This is a genomic window from Methylibium sp. (assembly GCF_965279545.1).
Classification (GTDB): Bacteria; Pseudomonadota; Gammaproteobacteria; order Burkholderiales; family Burkholderiaceae_C; genus Methylibium.
In genome coordinates, this window is sequence record NZ_OZ257250.1 from 2,945,132 (window position 1) to 2,969,896 (window position 24,765).

Consider the following 24,765-nt stretch of genomic DNA (forward strand, 5'->3'; position numbering starts at 1 on the left):
AGAGCCCATGAAAGTCCTCGTGGCCTGCATCTGCCTGCTGGCAGCCCTGGGCGCTGCGGCCCAGGCGCTCGACCTGAAAGTGGGCGCCTGGGAAATGACGCACAAGAGTGCGGCACTGCCGCACCCGGTGGTGGAAAAAGAGTGCGTGACCAAAGCCGACTTGGCGCAACTAGCGCGCGGCCCCGACCCGGACGATGACGACGACTTCACCGCGGAATCGCCCGAGCGGGTGCGCGGCACGATCGTGGTCAACCCACCCAAGGGCGGCAAGACGTTCAACGTCGACATCGCGGGCCGCTGGCACGGTGCGAGCTGCAGCGGGATCAAGTAGCCGGCGGCGCCTTGACGGAAGGGTGCGACCCTGTTTCCAGGACGCGGCTACGCTGCCTGGAGCAGGAACTCAACCTTGACCGCCCCGAAAGGGAACTCCACTGCGCCACCGTCCGTGCGACTGAGCAGGCCCGCTGATAGCAGAGCCGTGACGTCGCCGTGCACCGCCTTGACATCGCGATTCACCCTCCGCGCTGCCTCGCGAATGGAGACCGGACCAGCGCCGCAGAGCGCCTTGAGCAGTTCCCAGCGCTTGGCTGTCAACACCTGCCAAAGCAGCTCGGGTGTTGCGAAGGTGATGCGCGCCGTCCGCTGACCCTTGCCACTTTTCCACGCGTGCGTGAAGTCGGCCATGGCATCAGACGGCGACCGAACGTCAAGAGTTACTGTTTTCACGGTTCCACCTCGCAATATCGGCCTGAAAGGCCGCAATCAGCTCATCCGGATCTGTGAAGGCGTAGGTACTTTCCTTGCCCCGGTAGTGCCGACCTTTGCCCGCCTCGTTGTCGTACCGAAGCACGCAATCACCCCGTACAACGTACGCGAGCCGATACTTGAATCGACGGGCGGAGCCCCGCAGGGGCTCAGGCAGTTCCCAGAGCACCAACTCAGCGAATGCCTCTGCTGTGTAAACGATCCGGGTTCGTATCAGCTCAAAAGCCTTCATGTTGGAGAAAGTACCAACAACAGCCGCTGTTGTCAACGACTCCAACACCTAACTGCGCGCCTGTGTCGGCCATGCCCTCCGCAGATCGACCAGCCGCTGGCGTCGGCGAGGGAATCCTTGCGCGAAGCGCGGTGCGCCCGTCACCCGCCGGACAGCTTGGCGCCCAGCGCGAAGGCCCCGCCGACCAATACCGCCAAGGCCCCGAGAACGCTCCACAGCTGCGTGGCCTTCAGGCCGCCGATCAGCTCGGCCACCGTGAGCTCGGCAGGGGCTTTGGCGCTGATCGATGGTTTGGGTGGCTGGAGCAGCTTCTGCTTCCAGCTGGCGAGGACCCCGTTGAATTCCGTCGTGCCGAGCGCAGCCGCGTCGGGCTGGACCCACTGCACATACCAGTCATTCCCGCGCTCGAGCAGCCCCTCGCTCCTCAGGCCGCTTTCCACGATGACCATCAAGGGATGCCCGCGGCTGTACGCCATGGCCGCCTCGATCTGGTTCCAGGGCGTTGGCAGGCTGATATCGCGCAGCGGCAACTCCTTGGGGCCGCCACGCTTCTCGGTGCCCGACTCGAAGTGCATGCGCTCCAGCGCAATGACCACGGTGCCGGAACACTTGTCGAGCAGCTCGGTCACCGTCTTCAGCGGCGCATCGGCACTGAAGGTATTTCTCCCCACGGTATGGGGAACGAGCCCTTCGCTGCGCAACCGGTCTTCGACAGCACGAACGAACGCCTCCTGCCGCTCGGTTGCCGTACCACCGACGCTCACAAAGACATTGAGTTCATTCATGGCCGGGCACTCCAAGCATCCGATGCGCAGGGAATTCTAGGGCTGCGCCTGCGACGAACCCTGGCGGCCCCGGGCCTTGATGGCCTGAGTGACGCGGCTGTTCAGGGCCTCGAACTCCACCAGCAGCCTGGCGCACGGGTCCTTGGCGGCCTCGCAAAGGCTCGACGTTTCAACGTCGACCGCGCCGCCGCCGCCGCGGCGAACGATGCGGCGAACCACGGCCGGGTAGGCCTCGTGCCCGGGCGGCGTGAACGACCACTGGGCCGCCGCCTGCGGCTCGTTGACGACGACCCACCCATCCGCATGCGTGACGATCGCGCCGTTGCCGTCCTTCCCTTCCAGGGCCGCCAGCGCCTCGGCGACCGACGAGAACGGGATGCGCCCGGGACCGGCCGCCGGCTCTGCGGGCGCCGAGGCCTGCTGGGCGAAGGACGGGCTCGCGAGCAGGCAGGCCAGGAGGAGGAGCGCAGTTCGGGCGGCAGGAGGTGACATGGGGTGGGCCTGAAGTTCGAGTGCCGGCGCAGGCTACACGAACGCGGCGTGCGGGATCAGGGTTGCGGCCGCACCAGGCGCACCGGCAGCTTGGTGCGCTTGGTCACGTCACCACGGGCCTCGCCGGTCTCGAGGTTCACCGCCCAGCCATGCAGGAAGGCCATGCGGTTGGCGTTCGCGTTCGTGCGGCCCTGGACGATGTTGCCGTAGTCGTACTGGTTGACCGTTGCGGTATCGACGTTGGCCCGGATCGCCCAGTGCCAGGTGCCGGGCGCGGCGGGAAAGAGCACCGGGTCCAGGCGGCGCGGCGCGGCGGCCTTGTTCACCAGCCGCTGCAACTCGGCGACGCGCGGCAGGCGCCAACGCACCCCATCGGCCTTGGCACGGGTGGTGGCCAATGCCATGGCTTCGGCATGATTCACCAGCACGGGCTCGCCGGTGCAGGTCTTGCCGTTCCACTGCATGCCTTCCACGCAGCGCGGCCAGGCCAGCTTGCTGCGCGGGTCGATCACGTAGGCGCCGTCCTCCGAGAGCAGCCAGTTCGGCGAGGCGGGGGGCTCGGCCGCCCAGGCCGCCGCCGTGGCAAGCGCGGCGGCCAGGCTGCCTACCAGCCAGCGACAGGCGGTCCATGGCGGTTTCATGAGTTCGATTTTCAAGCGTTGGAAATGACGGGCTCGGGGTTGAGCGTCGCCGGTGGCAGGCTCGTGAACGACCTAGATCGCCAGTGCGCCGGCACTGCAGGCGGCCGATGCTACCGAGGCAACCGACCGCACATGGTTCCAGAGCGACCACTCGCGCAGATAGACGGCCCAGTACTCAGCGGCTTGTGAAGATGCCGGATCCAGGCCGGCGAGGCGCTCATTGCGTGGCACGTTGAACGCAACCGTGACAAGAAACGGGCCGCCCAGGTAGAGGAGACCTGAGGCAAGCAGCAAAGCCGAGCGCAGCGAGCCCCAATTCAGAGCTGCGACGACAACACCAGCGGCCGCCAAAAGAGCCGTGCCGAGGAAGACGCCCAGGAACAGCGGATTGAGGACGACGACGTTGATGCGCTGCATGGCTGCGGCGCCCTGAGCCGCAGGAAGCTGCGAGAGCGCCTTCATGACGAACGCGGAAAAGGCGAAGAAGACGCCGCCCACCGTGCCAGCACCGATGCAAGCGAGTAGCGTGACTGCGATGAGCATGGGGACCTTGTGCAGTGCACCCTATGACGCCCAGCGTTTGAGCTCAGCCGCGTGCGAAGGCCGTAGCACGTCGGCAGGAGCGAAGGCGGTGAACGGCAAAACAAACAACTCATGCGAGGACGCGCCGGCGTGCGACGTGGGTTGCACCCGGTGCTCGCGCAACCACGACCCCGCGCCGAAGAAGAAAAAGAACGCGGTCACCAGGCCGAGCACCACGAGAACCACCGAAAGCGCGTTCCGCTGCGACGCTGAAACAGAGAAGTACCTCGCAACGCCCGCAACAGCGAGCAGGACAAGCAAGGCACAAAGTATTGGCAACAAGTTAGCTGGCACGGACTGTTCCTGAGCTGGGGCGGGCAATTTGTAGGGCACTTGGCGATGGACGAGTCATAGCATCGTGCGGATGCATTCCAGCGAGTTCTAACTAGATTCAGTCATCTCGCACGCTATTGCATCAGGCGGCGCAACGCAATCACCAGAAGCTGGAAAAACCCACCCGCTTTGGCCGCGACCACGCTGCATCACGACACAGGCCGCCTGAAAATCTGCAGACGGGCGCACGCCTCCCGCCTCCTCAGAACCGCGACCCCGGCTCCTTCAAGAACGCCAGTTCCTGCGCCGTGCTCTCCCGCCCCAGCACCTCGTTGCGGTGCGGGAAGCGCCCGAAGCGGGCGATGACGGCGCGGTGCCGCTCGGCGTAGTCCAGCGCGTTCGCCAGCGCGGCGGCGTGAGGGCCGGCGTCCGCGGCCAGCGCGGTGAAGAGGCTCACGCTCTGGTCTTGCAGCGCCCGGTCTTCGGCATGCTCCAGCGGCATGAAGAGGAACCAGCGGCGCAGCGGCGGCAGCGTGGCGTGCTGCCCCTGCGCGATGAGTTCGCGCGCCATCGTCAGCGCCTGCGGGTCGCCGGCAAAGGCGCGCGGCGTGCCGCGGTAGAGGTTGCGGGTGCACTGGTCGAGCAGGATCACCAGCGCCAGGCTGCCGTCGCGCGTGCGGCGCCACAAGTCCAGCCGGCCCTGCAGCGCGGCTTCCACCTCGGCGCCGAAGCGCAGGTCGGTCTCGGCGTCGAAGGCGGCGCTGCGGGTGAACCATTCGGTGCGCACCGCGTCGTCGCTGCCGAACCAGTAGCGCAGGACGTCCTCGGCCGCCCCGGGGGTCGTCGGTGCGCCGCGGGCGGCTCGCCGGGCGGGCGGATCGGGGATGTGGTTCATGGGTTCACCTTCACGAAAAGGCGCCGTCAGCCGGCCGGGGCGCTCAGTACAGCGGCGGCTCGCCGGGCGGTCGCGTCTTGAAGCGCTTGTGCACCCAAAGATACTGCGCCGGTTGCTCGCGGATGCGCTCTTCGATCCAGCGGTTCATGCGCGCGGTGTCGGCTTCGGCGTCGGTGGTGGGGAAGTCGGCCCAGGGCTCGAAGAAGCGCACGCGGTAGCCGCGCCCGCCGGGCAGCATGTAGGCAATCACCGGCTGCACCTTCATGCCCAGCAGCCGCGCCATGCGCGACGGCGCCAGCAGCGTGGCGGCGGGCACGCCGAAGAAGGGCACGAAGGCGGCGTCCTTGGCGCCGAAGTCCATGTCGGGCAGGTTGAAGAAACCCATGCCGTCGCGGATGGCGCGCAGCAGCGGCTTGGCGGTTTCGTTGCGCGCGAAGATCTTCGCGTTGCCGTAGCGCAGCCGCGCGCGGCGCAGCGCGGCGTCGAACACCTTGTTGCTCTGCGCCTGGTAGATGGAGCAGCCGGGCCGCGCCACGAACAGCTGCACCGCGGCGCCGGCCACGTCGAGGCCCATGAAGTGCGGCACCAGCCACATCACCGGGCCGGCGTGGGTGTCGGCAAAGCTGGCCGGGCCTTCGACGTGCATCAGCCGCCGCAGCCGCGCCGGCGAGGCGTACCAGAGCAGGCCGCGCTCGAGCAGGCTGCGGCCCAGCCACTGGAAGTGCTCGCGTGCCAGCGCACGGCGCTGGTCTTCGGTCCAGGCCGGGAAGCACAGCGCCAGGTTGCGCAGCGCGATGTGGCGGCGCGAGCCGGCCAGCCGCCACAGCAGCCGGCCGAGCCCTCGGCCCAGCGCGGCGAGGATCGGCAACGGCAGCCAGTGCAGCAGCCACAGGAGGAGGAGGACGAGACGCATGTCAGTCAGCGCCGGGCGTGGCGGCGCGGGGTTGCTTGTAGCGGTGGTAGCCCCACAAATACTGCTGCGGGCACTGGCGGATCAGGCTTTCCATCGCGCGGTTGATCGTGGCCGCGGCCGCGGCCGGGTCGGTGGGCAGCGGCTCGCCGAGTTCGCTGACGCGCACGCGGTAGCCGGCACCGCCGGGCAGGCGCTCGCCCCAGATGAGCAACAGCGCGGCACCGGTCTGCTGCACCAGGCGCGCGGCGAGCGTCATGGTGTAGGCCGACTGGCCGAAGAACGGCGCCCACACGCCCAAGCCTTCGGGCGGCACCTGGTCGGGCAGCAGGCCGACGACCTCGCCGCGCTTGAGCGCGCGGATCATCTGGCGCACGCCGCCCAGCGTGGCCGGCGCCGCGTCGAGCCCGGGCCGACGGCGGGCGGCCTCGACCAGCGGGCGCAGCCAGGGCTTGCGCGCGGGGCGGTACAGCACCGTCATCGCGCCGCGGCCGGCACCGTAACGTTCGGCATACGACTGGCCCACGACCTCGAAGCAGCCGAGGTGCGGCGTCAGCATCACCAGCCCGCGGCCGGCGGCCTGGGCCCGCTCGATCAGCGCGCCGCCCTGCCACTGCACGGCCACCGGCAGCGCGGCCTCGGGCGGGCGCAGCCACAGCGGCGGCAGCTCGGTGAGCAGGCGGCCGGCCTCGGCGACGGCGCGGCGCGCCTCGGGCCACGGCACGCCGGCCCGCGCCGCGTTGGCGCGGAAGCGCCGGCGGTAGGTGGGCGAAGCGGCATAGACCAGCCAGCCGATCGGGGCGCCGATGCCGTGCAGCAGCCACAGCGGCCAGCGTGCCATCACACGCATCAGGGACGTCAGGAAGCGACTCATCGGGGTTCGTTAGAATTGTGGGGTCGCCGAGTTACGGAACTACTTGCGGGGCGATTGCAGATCCAGCCTGACCCGGGCTGGCGGCTGCCGGGTCGAAGGACTCAACAAACCGCTAAAGCGTTCGCCGCTCCTCCCAACCAGGCCGGCAACGCGAGTTGCAACTTGATTGATGGAGTTTAAGAGTGGCGAACGACTTCCTTTTCACCTCAGAGTCCGTTTCGGAAGGTCACCCCGACAAGGTGGCCGACCAGATCTCGGACGCGATCCTCGACGCGATCTTCACGCAGGACCCGCGCTCGCGCGTGGCCGCCGAGACGCTGACCAACACCGGCCTCGTGGTGCTGGCCGGCGAGATCACCACCAACGCGCACGTCGACTACATCCAGGTCGCGCGCGACACCATCAAACGCATCGGCTACGACAACACCGAGTACGGCATCGACTACAAGGGCTGCGCGGTGCTGGTGGCCTACGACAAGCAGAGCAACGACATCGCCCAGGGCGTGGACCATGCGTCCGACGACCACCTGAACACCGGCGCCGGCGACCAGGGCCTGATGTTCGGCTACGCCTGCGACGAGACGCCCGAGCTGATGCCCGCGCCGATCTACTACGCGCACCGGCTGGTGGAGCGCCAGGCCCAGCTGCGCAAGGACGGCCGCCTGCCCTTCCTGCGTCCCGACGCGAAGAGCCAGGTGACGATGCGCTACGTGGACGGCAAGCCGCACAGCATCGACACCGTGGTGCTGTCCACCCAGCACAGCCCCGACCAGAGCGAGACGCAGACGAAGATGAAGGCCTCGTTCACCGAGGCGATCATCGAGGAGATCATCAAGCCGGTTTGCCCCGCGGAGTGGCTGAAGAACACCAAGTACCTGATCAACCCGACCGGGCGCTTCGTCATCGGCGGGCCGCAGGGCGACTGCGGCCTCACGGGCCGCAAGATCATCGTCGACACCTACGGCGGCGCCTGCCCGCACGGCGGCGGCGCGTTCAGCGGCAAGGACCCGACCAAGGTCGACCGTTCGGCCGCCTACGCCGCGCGCTACGTGGCCAAGAACATCGTCGCCGCGGGCCTGGCCAAGCAGTGCCAGATCCAGGTGGCCTACGCCATCGGCGTGGCGCACCCGATGAACGTGACGGTCTACACCGAAGGCACCGGCGTGATCTCCGACGAGCGGATCGCCGCACTGGTGACCGAGCACTTCGACCTGCGTCCCAAGGGCATCATCCAGATGCTCGACCTGCTGCGCCCGATCTACGAAAAGACCGCGGCCTACGGACACTTTGGGCGCGAAGAGCCCGAGTTCAGCTGGGAGAAGACCGACAAAGCTGCGGCGCTCCGCGCCGCAGCCGGCCGGTAAGGCCGCCGCGCGCAACGCGCGCGGTTTGCCGGTCTTCCGGCGCAGGCTCACTTCGCGCCAGCGAAGTGAAGGGCCTCCGGGCCCGTGCCGCAGCCAGAAGAATCCTCGGCGAAGCCGCTGACCGGATGCTGCGGCCGTTCAGGCCGCGGCGACTGCGGATGCTGCGGCCGGCCCGTCCAGGCCGCCGCGACCGGCCTCCTCAAACCGACCCGATCCCCAGCGCCCTCGCCGCCTTCGCCAGGCGGCTGTCGAAGCACGCGAACTGCACTTCCCCCGGCACCTCCCGGTGCAGCAGGTGCACCGCCGCCAGTTGCACGCTGTCGTAGGCCCGCAGCGCAAAGGTGTCGGCGTGGTCGCCGGCAAGCTCGACCAGTTCTTGAGTGACCTCGAGCGAGAGGTAGTCCGGCCAGTCTGCGACGAAGCGCTGCCGCGCCCGCTCGATGGCCTGCTGGTCCTGCGGCTGCTCGCGCGCACGGCGCGCCAGGGCCGACATGAGTTCGACGAACGCGATGCGACAGACCGCGATGGCGTCACAGCCCTCGGCCTGCCGCAGGGTCGCGTCGCTGCCTTCTTCCAGTACGTAGAGCTTCACGAGGGCCGAGGTGTCGCAGAACAGGATCAACGCCGGTCCTCCAGCACGATCTGGCCGACCGTCCGGCCTTGAGCGCCCAGTTCGACGGGGGCCTGCAACACCGGTTTGCCACCGCGCCACAGGGTGGCGCCACTGGCCATCAGCCGGCCAAGGCCGCCATAGGACGTGGCGGGCACGCCCACGAGCCGGGCAACGGGCTTGTCGTGCGAGGTGATCTCGATGACGTCGCCGGCCCTCGCCTGTGCCACGTAGCGCGACAAACCTGACTTCAATTCGTGGATGGCAATCCGCATATGTGGACCTTTAATATCAATAAATATAGAGAATTATGGACCTATTGCAGGGAGTCTCGCCATTTCTTGCCCAGGCGATTCGGTTGAGCAGAACAGGAATCGGCTCGCGCAGTGGCGTAGGCTCGCACGCCAATTCGACGTCACCGATGAGCAGCCCCCTTCGCAACGCCACCTTCCGCCAGCTCGCCGCGTTCAACGCGGTCGCGCGGCTGGGCAGCGTGTCGCGCGCGGCCGACGAGATGCACCTCACGCAGCCGGCGGTGTCGATCCAGCTCGGCATCCTGGAAGACGCCGCCGGCACGCCGCTGCTGCGCCGCGGTGCGCGCGGCGTGAAGCTCACCGAGGCCGGCGAGCTGCTGGCCGGCTACGCCAGCCGCATCCTCGACCTGTGGGGCGAGGCCGGCGACGCGATGGCCGCGCACTGCGGCGACATCGCCGGCCTGCTGCGCATCGGCGCAGTGACCACCGCCGAGTACCTGCTGCCGCCGCTGCTGCTGGAGTTCGTGCGCGAGCACCCGCAGGTCAAGGTGAAGCTGCAGATCGGCAACCGCGCCGACGTCGTGAACCAGCTCGCCAGCCAGGACATCGACCTGGCGATCATGGGCCGCCCGCCGTCGGAGCTGAAGACCATTTCCGCCGCGTTCGCGAAGCACCCGATGGCCTTCGTCGCCGCGCCCTCGCACCCGCTGATGACGGGGTCCAGGCTCGGCCTGGCCGCGCTGAACCAGGCCAACCTGCTGGTGCGCGAGCGCGGCTCGGGCACGCGCACGACGGTCGAGCAGCTGTTCAAGGACGCCGGCGTGACGCTCGCCATCGGCTCCGAGATGTCGAGCAACGAGGCGATCAAGCAGATGTGCGCGGCCGGCTTCGGCGTGGCCTTCCTGTCGCTGCACGCTTGCGTGCTGGAGCTGGAGACCGGCCTGCTGGCGCTACTGCCGATGGCCGACCACCCGATCGAGCGCGACTGGCACGTGATGCACCTCGCCGGCCGGCCGGTGCCGGCCGCGGCGGCCGCCTTCGAGCAGTTCCTGCGCGTGCACGGCCAGGCCTGGATCCACTGGCGGCTCGATCAGATGCGGCGCAAGGGCGCGGGGGCCGCAGCGCCGGCCGAGCCCACGGCGGCTGCCGTCGTCGCCGAGCCGGCGGCGCGCAGCGCGGCCTGAGGGTCGAGTCCCGCCGCTTCAGCCCTTGGCCGCCGCGCTGATCGAATCGGCCTTCGCGAGCAGCGCCTCGGCCATGCGGATGCTGGCGATGTCGATCAGGCGGCCGTCGAGCGAGACCGCGCCGCGGCCTTCCTTCGCGGCCTGCGCCATCGCCTCGAGGATGCGGCGTGCCTTGCTCACCTCGGCCTCGGACGGCGTGAACACGCCGTTGGCCAGCTCGATCTGCGACGGGTGGATCGCCCACTTGCCCTCGTAGCCCAGCACCGCGGCGCGGTTGGCGGCGGCCTTGAAGCCGTCCGGGTCGCCGAAGTCGCCGAACGGGCCGTCGATCGGGCGCAGGCCGTAGGCGCGGCAGGCCACCATCATGCGGGTCTGCGCGGCGTGCCAGGGGTCGGTCCAGAACGCCTGGCGGTGGCCCTGCTCGTCCTTGTCGGTCAGCACCACCGAGTCCTTGTTGACGCCGCCGATCACCGTGGTGCGGGCGCGCGTCGACGCGGCGTAGTCGGCCACGCCGAAGCTCATCGCCTCCAGCCGCCGGCTCGACTGCGCGATCGCCTCGACGTTGGCCATGCCGAGCGCCGTCTCGATCAGCACCTCGAAGCCGATGCGCTTGCTGCGGCCCTTGGCGCCCTCGATCTGCGTGACCAGCATGTCGATCGCGTACACGTCGGCGGCGACGCCGGCCTTCGGGATCAGGATCATGTCGAGCCGCGGGCAGGCCTCGACGATGTCGACCACGTCGCGGTACATGTAGTGGGTGTCGAGGCCGTTGATGCGGATCATCATCGTCTTGGTGCCCCAGTCCACCTCGTTGAGGCCCTGGATGATGTTCTTGCGCGCCTGCGGCTTGTCGTCGGGTGCCACCGCGTCCTCGAGGTCGAGGAAGACGATGTCGGCGGCCGACGCGGCGGCCTTCTCGAACATCGCCGTGTTGGTGCCCGGCACGGCCAGCTCGGAGCGGTGCAGGCGCGGCGTGGCCTGGTCGATGATGGTGAAGCTCATGGCAGCAAGTCCTCGATGGTGGAAGATGGGGAGAAGAAGACGCGGCGGCTCGCCCGGCCCGTCAGCCGGTGGCACCCAGGCCGGCGGCCGCGCAGTTGATCGACAGCAGGAAGGCGGTGCGCACGTCGTCGTCGCCGCCGTCGCGCAGCGCGCGCAGCAGCTGCACCTGCTCACGGCTGACCTGGTTCATGGTCTGCAGCCGGCGCGCCAGCCGGCGGCGCAGCTGCGGGAAGCGTTCGGCGACCTCGCTGCCGCCCGACACCTTCAGCACCATCTCGCAGGTCAGGCGGTACTCGCGCTCGAGGGCCTGGAAGATCGGCTCGCGCACCGCCGGGTCGGCCACCAGGCCGGCGAACTCGCGCGCGATGTCGAGGTCGACCGTCAGCAGCGTCTTCTCGACCTCGTCGATCACGGTGCGGAACAGCCGGCCCTCGTGGAACATGCGCTGCAGCAGGTCCAGGCCGCGCGCCTTGCGCACCTCGGCGAAGGCCGCCAGCCCGCTGCCCAGCCCGTACCAGCCGGTCAGCATGTGGCGGTTCTGCGTCCACGCGAACACCCAGGGGATCGCGCGCAGGTCGGCCAGCGTGCGGGCCTGCGTGCGCCGTGCCGGCCGCGAGCCGATGTTGAGCATGGCCAGTTCCTCCAGCGGGCTGGAGCCCTGCAGGTAGGCGAGCAGGTGCTCCGACTCCATCAGCTGGCGGTAGGCCGTCCACGACACGCCGGAGATCGCCTCCATCGCCTCGTCGAACTCGTGCTTGGGCACCAGCGCCGCCTCGCGCTCCGACAGCAGCACGTGCTGCAGCACCGACGACGCGAGCAGCTCCACCTGGTAGTGCGCCGTGCCGCGGTTGGCGTACTTGTAAGACACCACCTCGCCCTGCTCGGTGCTGCGGAAGCCACCGCGGATCGAGCCCGCGGGCAGCGCCGCGATCGCGCGCCCGGTGGGTGCGCCGCCGCGGCTCACCGAGCCGCCGCGGCCATGGAAGAAGGCGATCTTGACGCCGAGCTCCTCGCCCAGCCGCGTCATCGTCGCCTGCGCCTTGCTCAGCTCCCAGTTGGCGGTGAAGTAGCCGCCGTCCTTGTTGGAGTCGGAGTAGCCGATCATCACCTCCTGCACGTTGCCGTGCAGGCGCAGCGAGCGCTGCACCAGCGGCACCGCGAGCAGCTCCTTCAGGATGGCCGGCGCGCGACGCAGGTCGGGAATGGTCTCGAGCAGCGGCACCACCGGCAGCGTGCAGCGCTCCACCGCCTGCGCGTCGTTGAACAGCCCGGCGTGCTTGGCCAGCAGGTAGACGCCCAGCACGTCGGTGGCGCTGTGGGTCATGCTGAGGATCAGCGTGCCGAAGGCCTCGCGGTCGACGCGGTCGCGCATCTCGGCGACGGTGCGGAAGGTCGCCAGCGTCTCCTGCGCCTCGGGCGTGAGGCCGGCGGTGGCGAGCGGCGCATCGCCGGCGCGGCGCGGCGCGGCCAGCTCGGTCAGCAGCCAGTCCTTCCACTCGGCACTGTCACTGGGCGGCGGCTCGCCGCCGCGGGCGGCGCGGTAGAGCTCGCCGAGCGTGGCGTTGATGCGGAGGGTGTTCTCGCGGATGTCGAGCCGCACCGTCGCGAAGCGGAAGGTGCGCACCTCGCGCAGCAGCGGCGCGAGGAAGGTCTTGGCGAGCGGCTGGGCGCCGGTCTCGAGCAGCGCGCGGTGCATCAGCTCGATGTCGCCGATCAGCTGGTCGGCGTGTTCGTAAGTTGGCGCATCGCGCGCGGCGTCGGCCGGCTCGGGCGGCTCGCCGTTGCGCGCGATCGTCGCGTCGAGCCGCGCCAGCATGCCGGCGATGAACTGCCGGAACAACTCGCCGGGGTTGCGCGCGGCCACGCCGGCGCCGTCGGGCAGCGCGGCCAGCGCCACGGCGACGGCGGTGCGGAAGTCCTCCGGCAACGCGGCGGCCCGCTCGCTGATGCTGAGGTTGCGCGCCAGGTCGGCCAGCCGGCTGCGGTAGCGGCGCAGGCTCGCCAGGCGCATCTGCCACAGCGTGTGGCGCGTGACCGCGCTGGTCACGAAGGGGTTGCCGTCGCGGTCGCCGCCGATCCACGAACCGAAGCCGAACACCACCGGCAACTCCAGCGTCTCGCCGGGGAACTGCTTCGCGAACGCGGCCTCGATGCGGCCGTAGAGCTGCGGCACGACGTCGAACAGGTTCTCGTCGAAGAAGTACAGGCCCCAGGCCACTTCCTGGTCGACCGTGGGCTTGTCGAGCTTCAACTCGCCGGTGAGCCACAGCAGCTCGACCTCGTCGCTGATCGCGCGGGTCAGGTCCTCGCGCTCGCGGTCGGTCCAGCGCGGCGACTCCAGGTCGAACAGGCGCAGGTAGATGCGGCGGTGGCGTTCGAGCACCGTCACGCGCTTGGCCTCGGTCGGGTGCGCGGTGATGACCGGGCGGATGCGCAGGCTGCACAGCGCCTCGCGGATCTGCTTCGCATCGAGCCCGGCCTCGACGGCGGTGTGGAACACGTGCGCGAAGGTGCCGCGCACCTGCGCGTGGCCGCGCTGGCGCTCGACCTCGCGACGGCGCCGCATGTCGCGGTTCTGCTCGGCGATGGCGAGCAGCTGGAACCAGATCGCCTGCGCCTGGATCGTGCGGGCCAGCAGGCGCGTGGACAGGCGCTCCTGCGGCGCCGCGCCGCGCAGCACGCGCGCCACGTCGGGCTCGTAGCGCTCGATGACGCCGAGCAGCGCGGCGCGCAGCAGCTCCGAGCGCGCCAGCGAGTCGGCGCGCTCCGTGCCGGCGGCCGACTCGTCGGGGTCGGCGAGGTCGGGTCGGGAGGGCAGGGGCATCACTGCACGCGGGTGAGCGCCTGCCCGACCGTCTTGCCCAGCTCGGCCGCGCTCGGCGACACCAGCAGGCCGTAGGAGCGCATGATCTCGGCCTTCTCGGCCGCCGTGTCACCGACCGCCGAGATGATGGCGCCTGCGTGGCCCATGCGGCGGCCCTTCGGTGCCGTCAGGCCGGCCACGTAGCCGACCACCGGCTTGCTCATGTTCGCCTTGACCCAGGCCGAGGCCTCGGCCTCCTGCGGGCCGCCGATCTCGCCGATCATGATGACGGCCTGGGTCTCGGGGTCCTGCTCGAAGCGCTCGAGGTGGTCGAGGAAGGAGCTGCCATTGATCGGGTCGCCGCCGATGCCCACGCTGGTGGTCACGCCGATGCCCAGCGCCTTCATCTGCGCGGCGGCCTCGTAACCCAGCGTGCCGGAGCGCGACACGATGCCGACGTTGCCGCGCTGGTAGATGTTGCCCGGCATGATGCCCAGCATGGCCTTGCCGGCGCTGATGATGCCGGCGCAGTTGGGGCCGACGATGGTGGTGCGCTGGTCCTTCGCGTAGCGGCGCAGGTAGCGCTTGACGCGCATCATGTCCTGGGCCGGGATGCCGTCGGTGATGATGCACACCAGCTTCAGGCCGGCGTCGGCCGCTTCCATCAGTGCGTCGGCGGCGAACGGCGGCGGCACGAACAGCAGGCTGGCCTCGGCGCCGGTGGCGTGGACCGCTTCCTTGACGGTGTTGAACACCGGGCGCTCCAGGTGGCGCTGGCCGCCCTTGCCGGGCGTCACGCCGCCGACCACGTTGGTGCCGTAGGCGATCATCTCCTTCGCGTGGAAGGTCGCCTTGTCGCCGGTGAAGCCCTGCACGATGACGCGGGTCTTCTCGTCGATCAGGATGCTCATGGGTGTCTCGCTCTCTTCTGTGTAGGGTGGGCTCAGGCAGGCTGGTGGTCGCGCGCGGCGGCCACAGCCTTCTGCGCGGCTTCGGCCAGCGAGTCGGCGGTGATGATGGGCAGGCCGCACTCGCGCACGATCTTCTGGCCCTCCTCCACGTTGGTGCCGGCCAGCCGCACGATCAGCGGCACGCGCAGGCCCTTGGCGGCCTGCACCACGCCCTGCGCGACCCAGTCGCAGCGGTTGATGCCGGCGAAGATGTTGACCAGGATGGCCTTGACGTTGCGGTCCGACAGCACCAGGTTGAAGGCCTGACCGACGCGCTCGGGCGAGGCGCCGCCACCGACGTCGAGGAAGTTCGCGGGCTCGCCGCCGGCGTACTTGATCATGTCCATCGTCGCCATCGCCAGGCCGGCGCCGTTGATGATGCAGCCGATGTCGCCGGCCAGGCCCACGTAGTTCAGGCCGTGCTGGTTGGCGGTGGCCTCGCGCGGATCCTCCTCGGCCACGTCGCGCATCTCGGCGATCTGGCGGCGGCGGAACAGCGCGTTGTCGTCGAAGCTCATCTTCGCATCGAGCGCCAGCACGCGGTCGTCCTTGGTGACGACCAGCGGGTTGATCTCGACCATCGTCGCATCGAGGTCGCGGAAGGCGCGGTAGCAGCCCATGATGGCCGTGACCGCCTGGTTCACCTGCTTGATGTTCAGGCCCAGGCCGAAGGCGATCTCGCGCGCCTGGAAGGACTGCAGGCCGACCGCCGGCTCGACCTCGATCTGCAGGATCGACTCGGGCTGGTCGTGTGCGATCTCCTCGATCTCCATGCCGCCGTTGGCCGACGCGATGACGCGGATGCGTTCGATCTTGCGGTCGAGCACGAAGCCCAGGTAGAGCTCGCGCTCGAAGGGCTCGGCCTGCTCGACGTAAAGCCGGTTCACCACCTTGCCGGCCGGGCCGGTCTGGTGGGTGACCAGCGTCGCGCCGAGCATGCCCTTCGCGGCCGTGGCGACCTCCTGGTAGGTGCGGCACAGCTTCACGCCGCCGGCCTTGCCGCGGCCGCCGGAGTGGATCTGCGCCTTCACCGCCCAGTGCCAACCGCCCAGCTCGGTGGCGGCGTAGACGGCCTGGTCGGCGCTGTAGGCCACGCTGCCGCGCGGCACCGGCACGCCGAAGCCGGCGAGCAGCTCCTTGGCCTGGTATTCATGGATGTCCATCGTCGGGTCTCCTGTGGGATCTGTGGAATGCGGTGGCGGCCCGGCTTCAGCCGAGCTTGCCCTTGACGGCGTCGTGCACGCGTTCGGCGAGCGGCCCGCACTCGGTGAGCAGGGCCTGCAGCTCGGTCAGCGCGCGGTCGGCCCAGGCGCGGTCCTTGATCTGCGGCGCGTTGATGTGCACGTTGAGCGCGGCGCTGCGCAGCGCAGCCCAGGCCGCGAGCACGCCGACGCCGACATCGCTGATGACATTGAGGTTGCCGTGCGCGACGGCGCGCTCGGTCAGTCGCACCGCCTCGGCGCAGGCGCGCGCACAGGCCAGCGGCGCCTCGGTGGCGAGCTTCAGACCGGCCTGGATGGCGGCGCTGCGCGCGGCCTTCTCGTCGTCGCTCGCCTTCGGCAGCTTGTAGGCGGCCATCAGCGAATCGAAGGCCGCCACGTCCTCGGCCACCATGCCGGCCAGGCGCGCACGCAGCGCCTTGGACTCGGCCAGCAGCTGGCGCATCTCGGCGTCGACGGCCTCGTAGCCCTTCTTGCCGATGGTCAGGTTGGCCACCATCGACACCAACGCGGCGCCCATCGCGCCCATGATCGCGGCAGCGCTGCCGCCGCCCGGTGTGGCGTTGCCGCTGGCCAGTGCGTCGAGGAAGGCTTCGGTGCTGAGTTGCTGGATCATCGTGGGTTCATCTCGGAGCTGTGACTCCCTCGCCCCTCCGGGGAGAGGGCGGGGGTGAGGGGGCGGCGGTGCAGCCGGCCCGAGCGGCCCTCACCCCGGCCCTCTCCCACAGGGAAAGGGAGAAGGCGAGTCGGGCCGGTGGGCTGTGGCATGGCGCATCTACCCCACCATCGTTTTTGCAATGGCATAGATCTCCTCGCCATCGAGCACCAGGTCCTGCTGCTCGAACATCCTGGCGATGCAGGCGCGGTGCAGCGCGATCTTCAGCGCACCGAAGCCGATGGCGCCGAACACCGTCTTGCCGTGGCGCTGTGCGCCCTTGTCCATCATGTCGATGCCCTCGATGCCCAGCGTGGGCGTGGCGTTGGCGTCCGACAGCAGCTCGAGCTGCGCATGGTCCTTCCACGCGGCCTCGTCGAGCAGCGCGACGCCGGCCGCGCCGGTGGCGAACACCAGGTTCGCGCCTTCGATGGCGCGCGCCCGGGCGGCGTTGTCGGTCGCCTCGATCGCGTCGACCTCGATCTTGAAGCGCTCGGCGATGGCCTGCGCCGCCGCCTGCGCCCGCTCGCGCGAGCGGCTGGTGATCGCCACGCGCGCGCCTTCCTTCGCCAGCATCAGCGCGGCGCGTTGGCCCACCGGCCCGGTGCCGGCCAGCACCACGGCGCGCTTGCCGGCCAGCGAGCGGCCGTGCGCCAGCCAGGCCACGCCGGCCGCCGCGGTGGTGTTCGAGCCGTTGCTGTCGAGCATCACCGAGACGCGGAAGTTGGCAAAGAACTTCTTGCGCACCGCCTTGAACAGCGCCTCGCCCTCGGCCATGTTGGAGCCGCCGACGAAGATCGCGGTGTTCTTCTTGTCCTTCGGCGCGCGCGTGAAGATCGTGCCATCGACGAGCCCGCCCACGTTGGCCGGCGTGATGCCGCCATAGGCCGTCACGTGGTCCGCGCCGCCGTCGTAGGCGACGACGTTGTCGAACACCGCCGGGTGCGGGTCGGTGTCGAATTGATAGAGCAGCTTCTTCATGGTCGGGTTCTCATTCGTGCGTTGCTCTCGAGTTGACGAAGCCGCTGGCAGGCGGCGTGCTCCGCTTCACTGCGATGGTCGCCGCTGCGCAGCGACTCCCCTGCGCTGCTCGCGTCCGCGGGTGACCCCGCAAACTCGCGGCGAGTACACCGCTCAGACATGCGGGGTCAGCGCGCAAGCGCGCCGCCCGCTCCCGCTGCGCTGCTCGGCACCGCAGAGGCGCTGCGCCCACCGCCTGCCAGCGGCTTCGCAGGACACGCCAGCTGACTTCATCGACCACCACGAGCGCTGCCAGCCGCCTACGGCGTTGCTCGCTCCAGCCTCACGAATGCGGAAATCACCCATTGCTCAGGTCACGAGGTGCTGCGGCTTGCCGGCCGCCCACAGGTCGATGTTGTCGATCAGCTGGTCGGCCAGGAACTGCATCGCGCCGTCCGAGGCCCAGGCCACGTGCGGGGTGAGGATGAAGTTCGGGCGCCGCACGTCCAGCAGCGGGTGGCCGTTCTTCGGCGGCTCGGTGGTGAGCACGTCGAAGCCGGCGCCGGCGATCAGGCCTTCGTTCAGCGCCTGGATCAGCGCCGCCTCGTCGACCAGGCCGCCGCGCGAGGTGTTGATCAGCAGCGCATTGCGCTTCATGCGGCGCATTTCCTCGAGGCCGATGAGGTTGCGCGTCGACGGCGTCAGCGGGCAGTGCAGCGAGATCACGTCGCTCTGGGCGAGCACCTGCTCGAAGGGCGTGAACTCGACGCCCGGCATCTTCGGCGGCTCGTGGTCGGCGAAGATCACCTTCATGCCGAAGCCGCGCGCGATGGCCGCGGTGCCCTGCCCGATCGCGCCCTCGCCGACGAGGCCCAGCGTGGCGCCGTGCAGGTCGCCGATGTCGTGCGTGAAGAAGCAGAACTGGTCCGACTTCTGCCACACGCCGGCCTCCACGTCCTGCCGGTAGGCCAGGATGTTGCGGCGCAGCGCCAGGATCAGCGCGAAGGCATGCTCCGGCACCGTGTGCACCGCGTAGTTGCGGATGTTGGCGACCGCGATGCCGTGCTCCTTGCAGTAGGGCACGTCGATGACGTCGTAGCCGGTGGCGGCCACGGCGATCATCTTGAGTTGCGGCAGTTGCTTCAGCGTCTCGGCGCGCAGCGGCACCTTGTTCGTGATCGCCACGGTCGCGCCCTGCAGCTTCGTCACCACCTCGTCGACCGAGGTCTTGGCGTGCTCCACGTAGCGCTCGGCCTGCGCCGGCTTGCGAACCTTCGCCTTCAGCGATTCACGGTCCAGGAACACCACGGAATGGCTCATGTCAGCGTCTCCATCGTTCTTCGCAACAACCCATCCACACCAACCACCGCCCTGCCGCGCGGCCGCCGCGGATCCGGCTCCGCCGGTCCGCCAGCGGCGCCCCCTGGAGGGGGAGCGCCGCTGGCGCAACGGGGGTGGGCGTCATCCACAACGGGGGTGGTCGTCAATGCGCGCCTTCGGTCGACCCCATCGACTGCGAAGCGTAGACCACCTCGCTGCGCGACACCTTCTTCTTCGGCACGTTGTCGTGGGTGCGGAAGTACTTCTGCGCCGCGGCGACGCCCGAGCCCGGCTCGACCTCGATGCCCACGTCGAGCATCGCCATCTCGGCGCCGGCCAGCGCGCCCAGCACCATCAGCTCGTTCAGGTCGCCCAGGTGGCCGATGCGGAACACCTTGCCGGCGACCTTGCTCAGGCCGGCGCCCAGCGACAGGTTGTAGCGGCGGAAGGCCACGTCGATCACGTGCGCACCGTTGATGCCCTCGGGCACGACGATCGCCGACACGGTGTCGGAGTACCACTTCGGCGCCTTGGCGCACAGGCCGAGCTTCCAGCCGTCGAGCACCGCGGCGCGCACGCCGGAGGCCAGGTAGGTGTGGCGCCAGAAGATGTTCTCCAGGCCCTCTTCCTTGATCATCGTCAGCGATTCGCGCAGGCCGTAGAGCATCGGCAGCGCCGGCGTGTACGGGAAGTAGCCGGTGGCGTTGGCCTTGATCATGTCGCCGAAGTCGAAGAAGCAGCGCGGCGCGGTCGAGGTCTCGCGCGCCTTCAGCGCCTTCTCGCTGGCGCACACGATGCCCAGGCCGGCCGGCAGCATCAGGCCCTTCTGCGAGCCGCTGACGCAGATGTCGACGCCCCAGTCGTCCATGCGGAAGTCGATGCTGCCCAGCGAGCTGACCGCGTCGACCAGCAGCAGCGCCGGGTGCTTGGCGTCATCGAGGGCCTTGCGCACGCCGGCGATGTCGCTGGTCACGCCGGTGGCGGTCTCGTTGTGCGTGGCCACCACGGCCTTGATCTTGTGTTCCTTGTCCTGCTTCAGGATCTCGGCGTAGCGCTCGACCGGCACGCCCTCGCCCCACTCGCACTCGACCGTCTCGACCTGGAAGCCCAGGCGCGTGATCATGTCGATCCACAGGTGGCTGAACTGCCCGAAGCGCGAGGCCAGCACCAGGTCGCCGGGCGACAGCGTGTTGGTCAGCGCCGCTTCCCAGCCACCGGTGCCGGTGGCGGGGAAGATGATCGGCGTGCCGGTGGTGGTCTTGAAGACCGCCTTCAGGTCCTCGAGCACGCTCTTGGTCAGGTCGGGGAACTTGGACGAGCGATGGTCTTCCATCGACACGACCATCGCGCGCTGCACGCGCTCGGGCACGTTGGTGGGTCCGGGAACGAACAGGAAATTGCGGCCAGCCATGGGGAGTCTCCTCTGTTGCTGTGGATCGAAATCGGTTGAAGGGGGACAGTGCGGGTGCGCGCGGTCAGAGGCCGTGGACGTCGGCGCCATAGACCGGGAATCGCCGGCACAGCGCCGTGACCTCGGCGGCGACGCGCGCGATGACGGCATCGTTTTCGGGTGCCTCCAGCACGTCGGCCATCAGGTTCGCGATCGCGGTGGCTTCGGTCGTGCCGAAGCCGCGCGTCGTCATCGCCGGGGCGCCGATGCGGATGCCGCTGGTGACGAAGGGCTTCTCGGGGTCGTTGGGGATCGCGTTCTTGTTCACGGTCATGTGCGCGCGGCCGAGCACGGCCTCGGCGGCCTTGCCGGTGATCTTCTTGGCGCGCAGGTCGAGCAGGAACACGTGGCTCTCGGTGCCGCCCGAGACGATGCGCAGGCCGCGCTCGGTGAGCGTCTTCGCCATCGCCTTGGCGTTGGACTTGACCTCCTGCTGGTAGGTCTTGAACGCCGGCGAAGCGGCCTCCTTGAAGGCCAGCGCCTTGGCGGCGATCACGTGCATCAGCGGGCCGCCCTGGATGCCGGGGAAGATCATCGAGTTGAGCGGCTTCTCGAACTCGGCGCTCGACAGGATCAGGCCGCCGCGCGGGCCGCGCAGGGTCTTGTGGGTGGTCGAGGTGACGAAGTGCGCGATGCCGACCGGGCTGGGGTATTCGCCCGCGGCGATCAGGCCGGCGTAGTGCGCCATGTCGACCAGCAGGTAGGCGCCGTGGCGGTCGGCGATGTCGCGCAGGCGCTGCCAGTCGATCACCATCGAGTACGCCGACGCGCCGGCGACGATCATCTTCGGCTTGTGCTCCTGGGCCAGCTCGGCGACCTGGGCGTAGTCGATGGTCTCGGTTTCCGGCTCCAGGCCATAGGACACCGCCTTGTAGAGCTTGCCGCTGAAGCTGACGCTGGCGCCGTGCGTCAGGTGGCCGCCATGGGCCAGCGACATGCCGAGGAGGGTGTCGCCGGGCTGCAGCATCGCCATGTAGACGGCGGCATTGGCCTGCGAGCCTGAATGTGGCTGTACGTTTGCATATTCGGCGCCGAACAAGGCCTTCGCGCGATCGATCGCCAGCTGCTCGGCGACGTCGACGTGCTCGCAGCCGCCGTAGTAGCGCTTGCCGGGATAACCCTCGGCGTACTTGTTCGTCAGCACCGAGCCCTGCACTCGCATCACGCTGGGGCTGACGTAGTTCTCGGAGGCGATCAGCTCGACGTGGTCTTCCTGGCGTTGCAGCTCGTTCTGCATCGCAGTCCACAGCTCGGGATCGGTGTCGGCAATGCGCAGGGAAGGATCGAACACGGTGGGCTCCAGACGGGTTGAATCGGAGGCCGACTGCGACTTTGGAGGCCGCGGCTGACCGTGAAGAAAGTCTAGGAGCGGGTCGCCGAAATGACCCATTAGTCTTTTTGGCGAACCGGCCCAGAAAGACCAATGACCGGCATCGCACACCGCGCCTAAGATCGTCCGCAGCCGCCGGGCCGATGTGGGTCTGGCGATATCGCCGCACCGCAATCGCCGACCGCACGGGTCGCACCAAGAGATGGCTTCCACGGGTTCCGCCCTGCTTCGCCGGATGTTCGATGCCGCGGTCGCGGCGGCCGCGCCTGCGCGCTGCCTGGGGGCTCACCTGCCGTCGCCGCCGCGTGGCCGCACGCTGGTGATCGGTGCCGGCAAGGCCGCCGCGTCGATGGCCCAGGCGCTGGAGGCGCAGTGGCCCGGCGAGCTGTCGGGCATGGTGGTCACGCGCTACGGCCACCGCGTTCCGACGCGGCACATCGAAGTGGTCGAGGCCGCGCACCCGGTGCCCGACGCCGCCGGCCGCGCGGCCGCGGGCCGCATGCTGCAGCGGGTGCAGGGCCTGCACGAGGACGACCTGGTGATCTGCCTGATCTCCGGCGGCGGCTCCTCGCTGCTGGCGCTACCGGCCGAGGGCCTGACGCTGGAGGACAAGCAGGCGGTGAACCGTGCGCTGCTGAAGTCGGGCGCCAACATCACCGAGATGAACTGCGTGCGCAAGCACCTGTCGGCCATCAAGGGCGGGCGCCTGGCCGCCGCCTGCGCGCCAGCCGCGGTGCTGACGCTGACGATCTCCGACGTGCCGGGCGACGACCCCTCGGTGATCGCCTCCGGCCCGACCGTGGCCGACGCGACGACCTGCGCCGACGCGCTGGCCATCCTCGCCAAATATGCGATCACGGAACCGAAGGCGGCACTCGATCACATCCGCCGCGGTCACGACGAGACGCCGAAGCCGGGCGATCCGCGCCTGGCCCGCGCCCGCCAGGTGATGGTGGCGACGCCGCAGATGTCGCTCGAAGCCGCGGCCGGCGTCGCGCGCGCGGCCGGCATCGCGCCGCTGATCCTGGGCAGTGCGCTCGAAGGCGAGGCGCGCGAGATGGCGTTGGTGCATGCCGGCATCGCACGCCAGGTGGCCGGCCACGGCCAGCCGGTGGCGGCGCCCTGCGTGCTGCTGTCGGGCGGCGAGGGCACGGTCACCGTGCGCGGCAAAGGCCGCGGCGGGCGCAATGCCGAGTTCCTGTTGGCGCTGGCGGTCGCGCTCGACGGCCACCCGCGCATGCACGCGATCGCCTGCGACACCGACGGCATCGACGGCACCGAGGACAACGCCGGCGCCCTGCTCGCCCCCGACACGCTGGCGCGCGCGCGTGCGCTGGGCCTGCACGCACCGGCCTTCCTGGCCAACAACGACGGCTACAGCTACTTCTCGGCGCTCGGCGACCTGGTGATGACCGGCCCGACGATGACCAACGTGAACGACTTCCGCGCGATCCTGATCGAGTGACGCGACGACAGGCGCGCCTCCCCTTTCCTTCCATCCCACCCGCACCAGACGAGAGAGACAAGATGGCCTCCGACATCGAAATCGCCCAGAAAGCCACGCTGCAGCGCATCACCCAGGTGGCCGGCGACAAGCTCGGCATCGCCGACAAGCACCTGGAGCCCTACGGCCACTACAAGGCCAAGCTCTCGCTGGACTACATCGAAACGCTGAAGGGCCGGCCGAACGGCAAGCTGATCCTCGTCACCGCGATCAGCCCGACGCCGGCCGGCGAAGGCAAGACCACCACCACCGTGGGCCTGGGCGATGCGCTCAACCGCATCGGCAAGAAGGCGCTGGTGTGCCTGCGCGAGCCCTCGCTCGGGCCGGTGTTCGGCATGAAGGGCGGTGCGGCCGGCGGCGGCCATGCGCAGGTGGTGCCGATGGAGGACATCAACCTGCACTTCACCGGCGACTTCAGCGCGATCGCGCTGGCCAACAACCTGCTGGCCGCGATGATCGACAACCACATCCACCACGGCAACGAGCTCGACATCGACGTGCGGCGCATCACCTGGAAGCGCGTGGTCGACATGAACGACCGTGCGCTGCGCGACATCACCTGCTCGCTCGGCGGTCCCGGCAACGGCTACCCGCGCCAGGACGGCTTCGACATCGTGGTGGCCTCCGAGGTGATGGCGATCTTCTGCCTCGCGACCTCGCTCAAGGACCTGAAGGAGCGGCTGGGCAACATCGTCATCGGCTACACCCGCCAGCAAAAGCCCGTGACCGCGCGCGACCTGAAGGCGCACGGCGCGATGACCGTGCTGCTGAAGGACGCGCTCAAGCCCAACCTGGTGCAGACGCTGGAGAACAACCCGGCCATCCTGCACGGCGGCCCGTTCGCCAACATCGCCCACGGCTGCAACTCCGTGATCGCCACCCAGACCAGCCTGAAGCTGGCCGACTACGTGGTCACCGAGGCCGGCTTCGGCGCCGACCTGGGGGCCGAGAAGTTCATCGACATCAAGTGCCGCAAGTCGGGCCTGCGCCCGGACGCGGTGGTGCTGGTGGCCACCATCCGCGCGCTCAAGTTCCATGGCGGCGTCGACGTGAAGGAGCTCAACATCGAGAACCTCGAGGCGCTGGAGAAGGGCATCGCCAACATCGAGCGCCACGTCGCCAACATCCGCGAGCACTACGGCCTGCCCTGCGTGGTGTCGATCAACAACTTCAGCTTCGACACGCCGGCCGAGCTGAAGCTGCTGCAGGACCGCATGGCGAAGCACGAGGTGCCGGTGATCGTGGCGCGCCACTGGGCCGAAGGCGGCAAGGGCGCCGAGGACGTGGCGCGCGCGGTGGTCGAGATCGTCGAGAAGGGCCAGAGCGGCGCCGCGGGCTTCAAGTTCGTCTACGACGAGTCGCTGCCGCTGATGGACAAGATCACCGCGATCGCGACCAAGATCTACGGCGCGGCCAAGGTCACCGCCAGCGCCAAGGTGGCCGCCGAGATCAAGAAGCTGCAGGACGCCGGCTACGGCCACTACCCGGTCTGCGTGGCGAAGACGCAGTACTCGTTCTCCACCAACCCCCACCTGCGCGGCGCGCCCTCGGGCCACACGCTGGACATCCGCGAGGTGCGCCTGGCCGCTGGTGCAGAGTTCGTCGTGATGGTGTGCGGCGACGTGATGACGATGCCGGGCCTGCCCAAGGTCCCGTCGGCCGAGAAGATCGACCTCGGCGACGACGGCAAGGTCGTCGGCCTGTTCTGAC

General features: G+C 69.4%; 26 protein-coding genes. 5 read left to right on the plus strand and 21 right to left on the minus strand.

Going from position 1 to position 24,765, the window contains the following annotated elements; translation table 11 throughout:
* Positions 1-7: 7 nt before the first annotated feature.
* Positions 8-331, plus strand: coding sequence for a hypothetical protein (locus tag ACQY9S_RS13740; protein ID WP_428420270.1), 324 nt, complete (start codon positions 8-10; stop codon positions 329-331).
* Positions 332-378: 47 nt separating this feature from the next.
* Here the strand turns inward: ACQY9S_RS13740 and ACQY9S_RS13745 are convergent, their stop codons facing one another.
* The 10 genes from ACQY9S_RS13745 to ACQY9S_RS13790 all read right to left on the minus strand — a co-directional run bounded on the left by ACQY9S_RS13745 (position 379) and on the right by ACQY9S_RS13790 (position 6,449).
* On the minus strand, positions 379-684 hold the full coding sequence (locus ACQY9S_RS13745) for a DNA-binding protein (RefSeq protein ID WP_428420271.1): 306 nt from the start codon (positions 682-684) through the stop codon (positions 379-381).
* Between the two features lie 22 nt (positions 685-706).
* The gene (locus ACQY9S_RS13750; RefSeq protein WP_428425752.1) at positions 707-997 is read right to left on the minus strand and encodes a toxin-antitoxin system TumE family protein; all 291 of its coding nucleotides are present in this window, start codon (positions 995-997) and stop codon (positions 707-709) included.
* A gap of 140 nt (positions 998-1,137) precedes the next feature.
* Positions 1,138-1,782, minus strand: a complete 645-nt coding sequence (locus ACQY9S_RS13755) for a hypothetical protein (protein WP_428420273.1) — start codon at positions 1,780-1,782, stop codon at positions 1,138-1,140.
* Between the two features lie 36 nt (positions 1,783-1,818).
* Positions 1,819-2,274 carry a hypothetical protein gene (locus ACQY9S_RS13760; RefSeq protein WP_428420275.1) on the minus strand — a complete coding sequence of 152 codons (456 nt, stop codon included), beginning with the start codon at positions 2,272-2,274 and terminating at the stop codon, positions 1,819-1,821.
* 56 nt (positions 2,275-2,330) lie between these two features.
* Positions 2,331-2,915 carry a DUF1566 domain-containing protein gene (locus ACQY9S_RS13765; RefSeq protein ID WP_428420277.1) on the minus strand — a complete coding sequence of 195 codons (585 nt, stop codon included), beginning with the start codon at positions 2,913-2,915 and terminating at the stop codon, positions 2,331-2,333.
* A 72-nt stretch (positions 2,916-2,987) separates the two neighbouring features.
* Positions 2,988-3,458: a DUF1772 domain-containing protein gene (locus ACQY9S_RS13770; protein ID WP_428420279.1), complete on the minus strand. Its 471-nt coding sequence runs from the start codon at positions 3,456-3,458 to the stop codon at positions 2,988-2,990.
* Positions 3,459-3,479: 21 nt separating this feature from the next.
* Complete coding sequence (locus ACQY9S_RS13775; RefSeq protein ID WP_428420281.1) at positions 3,480-3,758, minus strand: hypothetical protein; 279 nt, start codon at positions 3,756-3,758, stop codon at positions 3,480-3,482.
* A 274-nt stretch (positions 3,759-4,032) separates the two neighbouring features.
* Entirely contained in the window at positions 4,033-4,665 is a 633-nt protein-coding gene (locus ACQY9S_RS13780) for a DUF924 family protein (RefSeq protein WP_428420283.1), read from the minus strand.
* A 43-nt stretch (positions 4,666-4,708) separates the two neighbouring features.
* Positions 4,709-5,578, minus strand: coding sequence for a lipid A biosynthesis acyltransferase (locus ACQY9S_RS13785; RefSeq protein ID WP_428420284.1), 870 nt, complete (start codon positions 5,576-5,578; stop codon positions 4,709-4,711).
* Between the two features lies 1 nt (position 5,579).
* Complete coding sequence (locus ACQY9S_RS13790) at positions 5,580-6,449, minus strand: lysophospholipid acyltransferase family protein (protein WP_428420285.1); 870 nt, start codon at positions 6,447-6,449, stop codon at positions 5,580-5,582.
* A 182-nt stretch (positions 6,450-6,631) separates the two neighbouring features.
* Here ACQY9S_RS13790 and metK point away from each other — a divergent pair, with 182 nt between their 5' ends.
* Positions 6,632-7,813 (plus strand): methionine adenosyltransferase, encoded by a 1,182-nt coding sequence (gene metK, locus ACQY9S_RS13795; protein ID WP_428420286.1) that lies wholly within the window; start codon positions 6,632-6,634, stop codon positions 7,811-7,813.
* A gap of 199 nt (positions 7,814-8,012) precedes the next feature.
* Here the strand turns inward: metK and ACQY9S_RS13800 are convergent, their stop codons facing one another.
* Both ACQY9S_RS13800 and ACQY9S_RS13805 read right to left on the minus strand, forming a co-directional pair.
* Positions 8,013-8,435, minus strand: coding sequence for a type II toxin-antitoxin system VapC family toxin (locus ACQY9S_RS13800; RefSeq protein WP_428420287.1), 423 nt, complete (start codon positions 8,433-8,435; stop codon positions 8,013-8,015).
* A complete protein-coding gene (locus ACQY9S_RS13805) occupies positions 8,432-8,698 on the minus strand; it encodes a type II toxin-antitoxin system Phd/YefM family antitoxin (RefSeq protein ID WP_428420289.1) in 267 nt (88 codons plus the stop codon). The genes ACQY9S_RS13800 and ACQY9S_RS13805 overlap by 4 nt, the downstream gene beginning before the upstream one ends.
* Positions 8,699-8,844: 146 nt before the next feature.
* On the opposite strand from ACQY9S_RS13805, the gene ACQY9S_RS13810 reads away from it, so the two are divergent.
* The gene (locus tag ACQY9S_RS13810; RefSeq protein WP_428420291.1) at positions 8,845-9,861 is read left to right on the plus strand and encodes a LysR family transcriptional regulator; all 1,017 of its coding nucleotides are present in this window, start codon (positions 8,845-8,847) and stop codon (positions 9,859-9,861) included.
* 18 nt (positions 9,862-9,879) lie between these two features.
* On the opposite strand, the gene ACQY9S_RS13815 is transcribed toward ACQY9S_RS13810, so the two are convergent.
* The 9 genes from ACQY9S_RS13815 to glyA form a co-directional block, all read right to left on the minus strand.
* On the minus strand, positions 9,880-10,863 hold the full coding sequence (locus ACQY9S_RS13815; RefSeq protein WP_428420293.1) for an HpcH/HpaI aldolase/citrate lyase family protein: 984 nt from the start codon (positions 10,861-10,863) through the stop codon (positions 9,880-9,882).
* 61 nt (positions 10,864-10,924) lie between these two features.
* A complete protein-coding gene (locus ACQY9S_RS13820) occupies positions 10,925-13,687 on the minus strand; it encodes a phosphoenolpyruvate carboxylase (protein ID WP_428420295.1) in 2,763 nt (920 codons plus the stop codon).
* Positions 13,687-14,577 (minus strand): succinate--CoA ligase subunit alpha, encoded by an 891-nt coding sequence (gene sucD, locus ACQY9S_RS13825; protein WP_428420297.1) that lies wholly within the window; start codon positions 14,575-14,577, stop codon positions 13,687-13,689. The genes ACQY9S_RS13820 and sucD overlap by 1 nt, the downstream gene beginning before the upstream one ends.
* Positions 14,578-14,609: 32 nt before the next feature.
* Positions 14,610-15,779, minus strand: a complete 1,170-nt coding sequence (locus ACQY9S_RS13830; RefSeq protein ID WP_428420299.1) for a malate--CoA ligase subunit beta — start codon at positions 15,777-15,779, stop codon at positions 14,610-14,612.
* Positions 15,780-15,825: 46 nt separating this feature from the next.
* Positions 15,826-16,452: a methenyltetrahydrofolate cyclohydrolase gene (fchA, locus tag ACQY9S_RS13835; protein ID WP_428420301.1), complete on the minus strand. Its 627-nt coding sequence runs from the start codon at positions 16,450-16,452 to the stop codon at positions 15,826-15,828.
* A 159-nt stretch (positions 16,453-16,611) separates the two neighbouring features.
* Entirely contained in the window at positions 16,612-17,472 is an 861-nt protein-coding gene (locus tag ACQY9S_RS13840; RefSeq protein WP_428420303.1) for an NADP-dependent methylenetetrahydromethanopterin/methylenetetrahydrofolate dehydrogenase, read from the minus strand.
* 348 nt (positions 17,473-17,820) lie between these two features.
* Positions 17,821-18,771: a D-2-hydroxyacid dehydrogenase gene (locus ACQY9S_RS13845; protein WP_428420304.1), complete on the minus strand. Its 951-nt coding sequence runs from the start codon at positions 18,769-18,771 to the stop codon at positions 17,821-17,823.
* A 163-nt stretch (positions 18,772-18,934) separates the two neighbouring features.
* The gene (locus tag ACQY9S_RS13850) at positions 18,935-20,182 is read right to left on the minus strand and encodes an aminotransferase class V-fold PLP-dependent enzyme (RefSeq protein WP_428420306.1); all 1,248 of its coding nucleotides are present in this window, start codon (positions 20,180-20,182) and stop codon (positions 18,935-18,937) included.
* 64 nt (positions 20,183-20,246) lie between these two features.
* Positions 20,247-21,458, minus strand: a complete 1,212-nt coding sequence (glyA, locus tag ACQY9S_RS13855; protein WP_428425754.1) for a serine hydroxymethyltransferase — start codon at positions 21,456-21,458, stop codon at positions 20,247-20,249.
* A 295-nt stretch (positions 21,459-21,753) separates the two neighbouring features.
* On the opposite strand from glyA, the gene ACQY9S_RS13860 reads away from it, so the two are divergent.
* Complete coding sequence (locus ACQY9S_RS13860; protein WP_428420307.1) at positions 21,754-23,016, plus strand: glycerate kinase type-2 family protein; 1,263 nt, start codon at positions 21,754-21,756, stop codon at positions 23,014-23,016.
* 62 nt (positions 23,017-23,078) lie between these two features.
* Positions 23,079-24,764, plus strand: coding sequence for a formate--tetrahydrofolate ligase (locus ACQY9S_RS13865; protein WP_428420309.1), 1,686 nt, complete (start codon positions 23,079-23,081; stop codon positions 24,762-24,764).
* The last annotated feature ends 1 nt before the right edge of the window (position 24,765 follow it).